Genomic DNA, 9959 nt, shown 5'->3' with positions numbered 1-9959 from the left:
AAGGAGAAAAGTAGGAACTTGACCACTACTATCGACCCGAAACATAACTAACAGGCGGGTCAATTCTCGGCGCAAATGCCGGGTCACTTCTCAGTGCAAATCAACAGTGCTGGCCTCAGCCGATGGCGAAGCTAACACCGTTATCGCCCACCGGCTCGGGACGACGAACCCGACGATCTGCCATTGGCGAAAGCGGTGGTTCGAACAGGGGCTCATTGGGCTTTATGGCGAAGCTCGACCGGGGCGACCGAGAACTCATGACGAAGAGAAAGTAGCGCAACTGCTGCGCACTGTTCTCGACAGCAAGCCCGCCGACGGCACCCACTGGACGGTACGCTCCGCAGCGGCAGCGACAGGTCTGTCCAAAACCACTGTGGGACGCATGTTGACATTGTTTGGTGTTCAGCCGCATCGCTCGAAAAATTTCAAGATCTCGACCGATCCACTATTTGTTGACAAGGTCAAGGATATCGTTGGGCTCTACCTCAATCCGCCGGATCATGCGGTTGTGCTGTGCGTCGACGAGAAGACGCAAATCCAGGCGCTGGAACGCACGCAGCCCGTACTGCCTCTCGGCCTTGGGTATGTCGAAGGCGTCACACACGATTATGTTCGGCATGGAACGACCACCTTATTCGCCGCTCTCGACATTGCGAACGGTCAGGTTCTGACCCAATGCCGTGCCCGCCACCGCCACCAGGAATTCCTTGGCTTTCTTAAACATATTGAGGCGAATGTTCCACCTGACCTCGACACCCATCTGGTGGTCGATAATTATGCAGCTCACAAACATCCGAAAGTCCGTGCATGGCTTGCAGCTCATCCACGCTTCCATGTCCACTACACACCAACCTATGCGTCATGGCTCAACCAGGTCGAGCGGTGGTTTGCCCTTATCACGCAACGACAGATACGCCGTGCCTCGTTCGTCAGCGCCAGGGATCTGATTGAGAAAATAAACGCCTTCGTTGAAGCCTATAATGCGAAGGCAAAACCCTTTGTCTGGACCGCCACAAGCCAGTCCATCCTCGCAAAGGTCGAACGCTTATGTAAAGCTATTTGCGGGACAGGACACTAGCTTATAATTGCCTCCAAAAAGAAGTCTCGAATCAAGCGTTGATCAATACGCTCACGCTGCCTAGTTATCTATGGTTCTTACTTATCCGAAATAAGCCTTAAGAACTTCGTCGGGGTTCCCGTCCATTTTTACGCGCCCGTGCTCCAACCAGATAATCCTACTGCAATTTTTTTCGAGCAGAGCTTTTGAGTGACTTGCGAGGACGAGAATATGTGTGGTTTCAACGAGTTCTCTCATGCGTTGATTCGCACGTTCCTTGAAATCTTCATCGCCTGTCGACAGCCATTCATCCATAATCAGGATTTCAGGTCGTATAGCAGTAGACGTTGCAAAAGCCAGTCGCATTTGCATCCCTGAAGAATAAGTTCTGAATGGAACGTCAAGGAAGTCGCCCAAGCCGGAGAATGATTCAATTTGCTCTATATTCTGAGCAAGTTCTTTCGGATGGATTCCCATCATGGCTGACCGGAGCCGGATATTCTCCCGTCCAGTCGCTTCGGGGTCAATTCCCAGGTTGATATTGATCAACGAGACACACTTGCCGTCGATGGTAGCGCGCCCCTGGGTTGGAGAAAAAATGCCAGAAAGCACCCGCAGCAAGGTCGTTTTGCCCGAGCCGTTATGTCCTATGAGGCCGATCCTATCGCCATTCCCTAGCGTAAAAGATACATTATCTAAGCCACGAATAATAACGAGCCCGTCACTTCGTTGCTCAACTTTTCCTCCCGTCGCAATGTTGAGTACACGGTTCTTCAGTGAACGATTTGAAGCGTTGTAGATAGGAAATTCAACGCTTACATTTTCAAGTGTGATTGAGCTCATCTTATAACCAGTACGGTACGCGCCAGCGATATTTGCCGAAGAAAACGATTGCGAAACTCCATCCCACGATGGCTAAACCTAGTGCTACCAGCCAGCTGGAGAGTTCGGGAGCATCCCCAAACAGAGGTGCGCGAATTAACTGCATGAAGTGGTAGAATGGATTTAATTCGAAAATGAGTTTTGATGCATTTTCTGGGAGTGTTTTTACTGTCCAAATGATGGGTGTAAGGTAAAAACATATTTGCAGGAGGTTTGTCACAATCTGAGTCATATCGCGAAAACGACAGCATAATGTTGCTAGAATGAGCATCATCCACGTTAAATTTAGAACTACCAACAAAAAGCCAGGAAGAGCTAAAAGGACATAAAAATTTAATTGCCGCCCCAAAATGAGGCAAAGAATTGGGAAGATAACAATATTATGAAAAAATATAATAATATTCTTCCATAGGGTTCGCATGATGTGCGTAAAAAGAGGTAATCTTACTTGAAGGATTGTGCCAGAAGCTCCGCTGAATGTCGTACACCCCTCAGACAATGCTGAAGATATCAGTCCCCAAATAATAACACCGGCGCACATATGCGGAAGATAATCAGCCATGTTTGATCGAAACAGTGTTCCGAAAATTAGGCCGAGAGCACCGATGTAAACGGCCATATTCAGGGTTAGCCAGAATGCGCCGACCCGAGAGCGGCGATAACGTTGGGCAATATCCTGCCAGCCAAATATCAGGGCTATTCGGTATGCAGTTAGTGCGTCCATGATGTCACGAAGCGCAACGACCGCACCGCTTGCCGGTCTGGCCATCAACGCCGTATCGCGAGTACGCTTGCTCTTGTGGAGAGCTTGGCTTGTCATCGCCCACCCCTGTAGAATCTGAAATATGTCATAGTAGATTGGTGTCTCACGCTATTTACATGAATGGTAGGCCGAAATGAGACTTGCTCGCTCGAGTACGAAAACAAAAAGAAGTGAGCCCAGTCGTTTGATGACGCAGTTTGCCGTGCCTTTGATGTCTTTTAGAGGTTGTTATGAAAATATCGCACCGCGAAGACAATCAACAGAAAACAAACGGCCAAAAACAGCGCGAGTGGAGAGCATTTCAGGAGCCAGCGATACGCTCTTGTGCTCATCGGAACCGAGTAATCTGCAGCCAGCCGATCGCCTCTGCTTAAAGTGATCAAAGCAGATGTGTAGAAGCCCAAGAGCAAAACGGGAATGGTATTTTGCAGAAAAAAATCAATCAATCTTGTTTAATCCATAAACGCGATAACAAACGTGGATTATAAAGGCTCAGCACAACTTAGCAAGGCATTCGAGGCCGTAGTCAACGCCGACGCACTAAATAAAATGGATGTGATTGTCAAACATTTTCATCGCGTAAATGGAATCAGTGTCGTCAACATAACAAGCTTCTGGTCTGCTTCCTGAAAAGGATCCTTCATGAAGTATAGCTCATGAGCCTCGGAAGGATATTCAAATGGCAGCGATGGGAGCCGGATACGTAATCGATCCAGTGAAGGGATTGCCCGTCGAACAAGGTCGTCATCGAGAACTGGAGGCAGCATTTATAACACAGTGCGGCGTCACTCATCGCTAGGCTACAAGCCACCGGCACCCGAAGCGACATTAGGCTTCGCCAGAACGGACTGGCTTCAATACCAGCGGTGGCCAGAAGGCCGAGTATGCACTAACATCACAAACGGATCACCCCTTGGAGGTAGACCAATCTGACAATACGATTGAGCAATTAGGCGGCGGAAATTATAAGGATGCCTGCCACGATTACGCATGATCCAACAAGATTCTTATATGTAAGAGGTTCACCAAAAGCGTAGTAGGCGGCAACGGGTACGATAAGAAATCCCAAGGCCATAAATGGATAGGCTTTAGAAAGAGGAAGCGTCTTAAGCGCCCAGATCCACAGCAAGGTGGAAATGCCGTAAAGGGCTAAAGCGGAGAAAAAAAAGATACGAACATTTGGATCGAGTATCAACGAAGTGATGTCCGACAGCTGACTGCCGACTTTCTTGAATAGAAGTTGCCCAGCTGCCAAAAAAACAACGCAAATCAGAACGAAAATATAATCCATTACTTTCTCTTTTGAAGCGGAATATTCGGTCTTGAAGTACTGTCAACTACGACGAAGTTGAGAAGTAACTGAAACCCTAAAATGATCGGCAGTGCTGCCGCCATTACGGTGCCCGCAGTTGCTGGTATTCCACTCTGCCATGTATCAAGCCACTTTATCAATCCAAATATAAGACCAAAAGAAAACAAAACGGTTCCGAATAAAAGCTCTATGGATCCGACATTGAAGTCTCGTAAATAATACTTATAAGCAACTCTCTTGGTCAAAAGGAGTAAATGTTTTATGCTGAATTCAACCAACGATTTGGCAGAAGATAAGTGACTCGTTTCGTTGCCATAGACGGCTTTCATGGGAATATCCACCGCCACGGCGCCAATTATGTTCAACCGAAACAACATGTCCGTTTCGAAAAAGTATCGCTGGCTTATTTTATCGATTTGTAGCAATTCATATGCGTCTTTATGTAATGCTGTATAGCCATTCGTTGGATCGAAGAGGTCCCAATATCCGCTCGATAATTTAGTAATAAATGATAGGCCCAAATTTCCTGCCCGTCTAATAAACGGCATTTCCTGGATATCATCTGGATAATAAAAGCGATTTCCCTTTGTGTAATCTGCCAATCCGCTCTGTATCGGATTTGTAAATTTATTTAATAAAGACGGGTCCATTTGTCCGTCACTATCAATTTTTACAACTATATCAGCGCCATCTTGGAATGCCTGTTTATAGCCGGTTATCATTGCTCCGCCGACGCCCTTGTTATCTGCGTGCCGAAGAAGTGTTACTCTACTATTATTTAATGCTTCAACCGAATGATAAGTATCGTCAGGGCTTGCGTCATCAACAACGTATATTTTTTTTACAGCATCCGGGATCTTACCAATCACGTCCGCAATTGTATTTTGCGCTTTAAACGCTGGGATTACCACGGCAATGTGCACATTAGCCTCGCTTTTTGCTCAAGTGATACGTGAGCTAATAAGAAAGCGCAAGAAGGAGCTCGCTGTGCGACGGGGGAATTTGGCCGGGCGTGGGTGCCCATTGATATCTTGTCGATTTAGTGGAAAGTGCTCGCGATGTGAACGTGTTTTGTTCGCCGAGATACAAGTGTATACCCACGAGGCAGCTTGATGAGTTTGAAAAGAATGCAAGCTTTGGACAATGACGAAACGGCATTGAAGGTTTTGACGGTTTGCGTCGTGCTGGTGGCGACAATTTATGTATTGTTGGGTCTCACGCCTTCTCATTATTCAATAGCGCTTCAAAATTTCGGAATTGATTCGAAACCATTGTTTGGAAAGGCTCGGGCAATCCGATCCGACGAATGGGCAGTGTTGACCCCGTATTTTCAAATAGCAGTTTTGGGGCAAGGTGGCGTAACGGACGTTATTTCACCATATCAAGAGTCACTTAAGGCGGTTTGGCCGCTTCCAATTTTGGACTGGTCGTTGATATTTAAGCCGCAGTTGTGGGGGTTTTGGGTTTTCCCGCCTGCAACAGCATTTTCGCTGTATTTCGCATGTCTATGGGTGAGTTGCGTACTCGGCTATACGATATTGGCACGCATGCTCGGAGCCAGTGCGTTAATTTCCTTTTTAGGTGCTGTGGCTTTGTATTCATCACATTTTACGCAGGTGTGGTGGACAAGCCATGCGGCAACGTTTGCGTTCGCGCCGTGGCCTTTGGTAATTTATTTGTGGAATATCAATCCCGTTAAAAAGCTTCTTCTTCTCTATTGGGCGATAGCCGCTTGGATATTCTCAGATTTTTATCCGGCGTTCATTATTCCAGGCGGATTTGCGCTCCTTATTCTTTTGCTCGTATTCCGCCGTGATTTGGTCTGCTTAAAGGGAGCGTTCATTGCGATAGTCGCAATGCTCTCGGCTGCCGCTACAGTTTATCTATATTTTGGTGAGATAATTAATATTATGAAAGCCACAGAATATCCAGGCCAACGATTGGCGAGCGGAGGTGGAGTATCGGGTTCTCGCATTATCGCTCATATATTACCATTTTTTACAACAACGCAATTCGCGACGTTTCTGCCTAACTCGAATGAATGCGAAGTCGCGGTTGTGTCCACTCTCATACCTTTGATTTTCCTCTGTTTTGTTAACCTTGCTAAAGCTATTGATTACGTAAGGGGGAATGTAAAAAACGTAATTATAGCCATCATTGGACTATCGATGATGTTTTCATGGATGGTCTTTCCTATACCTGCGGAGTACGGGCGTCTTCTAATGTGGACGAATGTGCCTGGGACCAGAATGGTTTGGGGTTTTGGACTTTTCCTGACCATTTATTTGGTCGTTTTATCGTCCACTATTGGTTTTTCGTTCTCTTGGCTGCGGTTTTCGGCTTTCTGCGCCATTTTGATAGGGGCGTGGTTGGCGTCAAAGATTGGCTTTGCAATGACGAGTTCTGTTTACGAGGTCACGCCGCTTCGCGCACTCAAACGCAGCTGGTTCGATTGGATAGCAATTGTTCCGTTTGGCATTATCGGCGTTTTAATAATGAGCAAAATGAGGCTGGCAAAAAAGCCGGAGGTTGCTCTGTTTGTAGGAGCGACACTATCTGGATTAGTAACGTTCGGTACGTTCAACCCGTTACAGCAGGCTTATCCGATCTTTAATCTACCTAACTCAGACTTTCTGGCAAAACTGCGTGCAGATGCGAAGACTAATCCAAATGGCTGGGCAGTTGTGCCAGGTGTGTATGGAGCGACGATCAATGGTGCAGGCATTCCAGCCATAAATCACGTTCTACTGTCGCCACAACAAAAGTTTTTTAAACGCTTTTTCAGTGACTTAGACGATACTGCGTTCAATCACGCTTTCAATAGATATGAACATGTGGTTCCCAAAGAGGGGCTCTCTCAACCACACGTCCCACAAAATGACGTAGTATTGGTACCACTACAACGGTTCACTCGGAGCGTCGAGAAGCCTTAACCGGCTTCTCGAAGTGGCAAATCGGCTAAATAGGTAAGCCATAAGGCTTACAATTGAATCCGCAAGTGGCGTTATAATATAATCCTTGGCGATTTAAAATCGCGGTGGCCAAGCCAACGAAAAGTCAGACTGATCCAGCGCTAGATTGGGATTGTAGGACGGATCTTTCCAGGTATCGGTATTCCAGATTTCTTTCATATATTGGACTTCTGACATAAATCGTCTTTTTTTCTCGGGCGCGTCATCTAATCCGCGGGTTGCTGATTCATGATGGTATAGCTCTGCAAAAGGCGTCCAAATATTTCGATATCCCGCAGATTGAACTTTAAGGCAGAAGTCGACGTCGTTGAATGCAACGGCCAAATTCACTTCATCAAGGCCGCCAACCTCATTGTAAATGTCCTTGCGAATGACGAGACAGGCTGCAGTCACTGCGCTCAGGGTTTGGATCAAGCTTGCGCGTCCAAAGTAACCAAGCTCGGTCCGCTTAATTCGGGAGTGTGCATGCCCAGCGACTCCTCCTAAGCCAACAATGACGCCTCCATGCTGAAGGGTGTCATCTGGATACCAGAGTTTCGCTCCAACAGCACCAACGCCCGGTTGAGATGCGATGCTTAACATCTCGGATAGCCAATTTGGCGAAATGACCTCTATGTCATTGTTAAGGAGGCCGACATACTGACCTTTGGCTTGTTCCACCGCAGCATTATTTAGTGCGGAATAGTTGAACGGGCGCTCGTCACGCAGAACTCTAATCCGCTTGTCATCTTTGATCGCTGCGAAATAAGCAAGTGTATCGGGATCGTCGGAGTTATTGTCGACGATGATAATTTCATAGTTGGTGTAGGTGGTTTTCTCGACAATGCTATTAATGCACTGCTTGATGAGAGAAAGTCCGTTGCGGGTTGGTATGATCAAACTGACCAGCGGCATATCATTTGGTAGTGCATAGTGGGTTCGATACATGCCAAAATCCAGCAATTCAGCTCTGGCGGCAACACCAGTTCGCTCGAAATGGTCATCGAGTGTCTTTTGCCCCGCAAGCAGAGCATAATTCTTGTTGCTGCCCGCCTGCGCAGTGCTGTCCGAGTGGCTTCTCCAATGGTAAAGGATTCTCGGGACGTGGACGATCTGTTCAGGGCTAAGCGTCTCAATCACTCGCATGGCTAGATCATAGTCTTGCGACCCTTCAAAACCTTCACGAAAGCCGCCTATCCGCTGTACTAGGTCTCTCTGATAGGCGCCTAAATGACTGACCATATTATGCGATAGGAAAAGGTCCGGATTCCAGTCGGATTTGAAATAGGGATCAAAACGCCTGCCAGTTTCATCAATCTTGTCTTCATCGGAATAAATAATCCGAGCTTTGGGGTTGGAATTGATCGTATAGGCAATATGATACAGAGCGTCTTCTGGAAGAAGATCGTCTTGATCCATCAGTGCCAACCAATCGCCTGTGGCGCTTTCCATGGCACTGTTTGAAGCTGCTGAAATATGTCCGTTTTTTTCCCGAAAGATGACGTGGATACGTTGGTCACTTTTCTGAAGAGCTTCCAATTCTCGTCTGACGTCGGGATTGGGTGAGCAGTCATCTGCGATGCATAGCTCCCAATTGGGATAAAGCTGTTTCCGTATGGAATCGACTGCTTCTCGCAGCCAATCCAAATTGGCATTATACACCGGCATAATGATGGAAATTGTGGGTTTCACCAGCATGCTGTCGATGCTTTTACCAATCCTGTCTCGATCAGATTGATCCAGCGAACCGTATAAGCGTATCCATTCGAAATAATCATTTCTATCGACGATTTTTCCGTCCAAGGAAACCTGCACCTGGTTTCCAGGGACATTGGCGCGGCGCCAACGTCGCTTGAGACCGGAAAGCCCCTCGGTTTTGTACGTATCCAGCGCCTTGGAAGTAATGGCTTTGAAGCCTCCAGCACGGCTAATGATACTGGGCAGAGTTCGCATTACATGTGCCGTCCGTCGGCTTTGGTGGCCAACGTATCGGTAGGGCGCAGTTAGCTGCCAACTTCTCGATGAGAGCAAATCTTCATATTTTTGGCGCTCCTGTTCGATTTGTTCCTGAAGTGCGTTCCTTTCACTCTCAGATCTCATTAGACCAGCTTTAGCTTCATCAGAGATGGCTTTTTGTTTTTGATGCTCTCGGTTTAAATCGTCATATTGTCTGTCGCGCATCGCAGAAATGCTTTTCACTTCATCGGAATTCTTGCGCTGGATTGACTTAACGAGCTCCAGTGCACTGCTGCGGAGTTTTTTCGTTTCGTCAGCAGTGAGGCCGGCTTGTTCGGTCGCACTATTAAAATCCTTTGCTGTTGTATCAGCATTGAAAAAGACAGAATTTAATTTACCAAGACGTGCGTAAAGCTCTTGGATCAAAAGCTTGTCTTTTGGATTGGCATTGTTGATATCAGACAGAAGTTCAGGAGCCTTCGCTCCTACCATCAGAACACCAAGCCCGTTGCCGTGAGAGAATTCAAACGCTGGGTACTGCGCTTCTAACTCTTTCCAAAATTTCCAGACGCCAAAATCAGAACGCTGAACGCGTGTGTCGTGAAAAAGCACGACTCCGCGATCAGACAATGAGCTTTTCCAAGTCTCAAAATCTTCTGCTACGTCCTCATATCTATGCCGACCATCAATATGTAGTAAATCTACTGATCCGTCTTTAAATTGTGGCCTGGCATCATCAAATCTGGACCGTATCATGACTCCAATGTCAGGATATTGGGCTTGGAGTTCACTCTTCAGTGAATCATGGATTTGAGATGAGTAAAATCCAGCGTGCTCGTCCCCTTCCCAGGTGTCAATCGCGTAGATTTGTGTTTTCAATCCAGTAGCCTTGGCGGCTTGACACATAGAAAGAAACGAAAATCCGTTGTGGGTGCCGAGTTCGACGGCGCTTCGTGGCTTCAAAATATCTATTAGCCAAAATACAAAAGGAGCGTGTTCTAACCATGCAGAAAGGCGAATATGCTCAGACGGCATGAG

General features: G+C 47.0%; 7 protein-coding genes and 1 pseudogene. 3 read left to right on the top strand and 5 right to left on the bottom strand.

Annotation, left to right across the window (positions count from 1 at the left end; translation table 11 throughout):
- Window positions 1-43: 43 nt before the first annotated feature.
- The gene (locus FHW00_RS17645; protein WP_078340215.1) at window positions 44-1078 is read left to right on the top strand and encodes an IS630 family transposase; all 1035 of its coding nucleotides are present in this window, start codon (window positions 44-46) and stop codon (window positions 1076-1078) included.
- Window positions 1079-1159: 81 nt separating this feature from the next.
- Here the strand turns inward: FHW00_RS17645 and FHW00_RS17640 are convergent, their stop codons facing one another.
- Together FHW00_RS17640 and FHW00_RS17635 are read right to left on the bottom strand one after the other, a co-directional pair.
- The gene (locus FHW00_RS17640; protein ID WP_078340214.1) at window positions 1160-1900 is read right to left on the bottom strand and encodes an ABC transporter ATP-binding protein; all 741 of its coding nucleotides are present in this window, start codon (window positions 1898-1900) and stop codon (window positions 1160-1162) included.
- A gap of 1 nt (window position 1901) precedes the next feature.
- The gene (locus FHW00_RS17635; RefSeq protein WP_078340213.1) at window positions 1902-2759 is read right to left on the bottom strand and encodes an ABC transporter permease; all 858 of its coding nucleotides are present in this window, start codon (window positions 2757-2759) and stop codon (window positions 1902-1904) included.
- Between the two features lie 680 nt (window positions 2760-3439).
- Between FHW00_RS17635 and FHW00_RS24585 the strand changes: the two are divergent.
- A pseudogene (locus tag FHW00_RS24585) lies at window positions 3440-3595 on the top strand (integrase core domain-containing protein); the annotation flags it as partial.
- A 56-nt stretch (window positions 3596-3651) separates the two neighbouring features.
- On the opposite strand, the gene FHW00_RS17630 reads toward FHW00_RS24585, so the two are convergent.
- Both FHW00_RS17630 and FHW00_RS17625 read right to left on the bottom strand, forming a co-directional pair.
- The gene (locus FHW00_RS17630; RefSeq protein WP_078340212.1) at window positions 3652-3993 is read right to left on the bottom strand and encodes an EamA family transporter; all 342 of its coding nucleotides are present in this window, start codon (window positions 3991-3993) and stop codon (window positions 3652-3654) included.
- A complete protein-coding gene (locus FHW00_RS17625; RefSeq protein WP_078340211.1) occupies window positions 3993-4937 on the bottom strand; it encodes a glycosyltransferase family 2 protein in 945 nt (314 codons plus the stop codon). The genes FHW00_RS17630 and FHW00_RS17625 overlap by 1 nt, the downstream gene beginning before the upstream one ends.
- Window positions 4938-5126: 189 nt before the next feature.
- Between FHW00_RS17625 and FHW00_RS17620 the strand changes: the two genes are divergently transcribed.
- Window positions 5127-6947 (top strand): DUF7657 domain-containing protein, encoded by a 1821-nt coding sequence (locus FHW00_RS17620; RefSeq protein ID WP_139364423.1) that lies wholly within the window; start codon window positions 5127-5129, stop codon window positions 6945-6947.
- 93 nt (window positions 6948-7040) lie between these two features.
- Here the strand turns inward: FHW00_RS17620 and FHW00_RS17615 are convergent, their stop codons facing one another.
- Window positions 7041-9956 (bottom strand): glycosyltransferase, encoded by a 2916-nt coding sequence (locus FHW00_RS17615; protein WP_182514675.1) that lies wholly within the window; start codon window positions 9954-9956, stop codon window positions 7041-7043.
- Window positions 9957-9959 lie beyond the last annotated feature (3 nt).

Source organism: Ochrobactrum sp. P6BSIII, from assembly GCF_014138065.1.
Classification (GTDB): Bacteria; Pseudomonadota; Alphaproteobacteria; order Rhizobiales; family Rhizobiaceae; genus Brucella.
The sequence above is the reverse complement of the archived record's forward strand: the minus strand, read 5'-3'. Positions and strand labels throughout refer to the sequence as shown.

What these genes read in the sequence shown, in the direction of transcription:
- FHW00_RS17620 (WP_139364423.1), top strand. Translation starts at nt 5,127, where the DNA reads ATGAGTTTGAAAAGAATGCAAGCTTTGGACAATGACGAAACGGCATTG.
- FHW00_RS17615 (WP_182514675.1), bottom strand. Translation starts at nt 9,956, where the DNA reads ATGCCGTCTGAGCATATTCGCCTTTCTGCATGGTTAGAACACGCTCCT.
- FHW00_RS17640 (WP_078340214.1), bottom strand. Translation starts at nt 1,900, where the DNA reads ATGAGCTCAATCACACTTGAAAATGTAAGCGTTGAATTTCCTATCTAC.
- FHW00_RS17630 (WP_078340212.1), bottom strand. Translation starts at nt 3,993, where the DNA reads ATGGATTATATTTTCGTTCTGATTTGCGTTGTTTTTTTGGCAGCTGGG.
- FHW00_RS17635 (WP_078340213.1), bottom strand. Translation starts at nt 2,759, where the DNA reads ATGACAAGCCAAGCTCTCCACAAGAGCAAGCGTACTCGCGATACGGCG.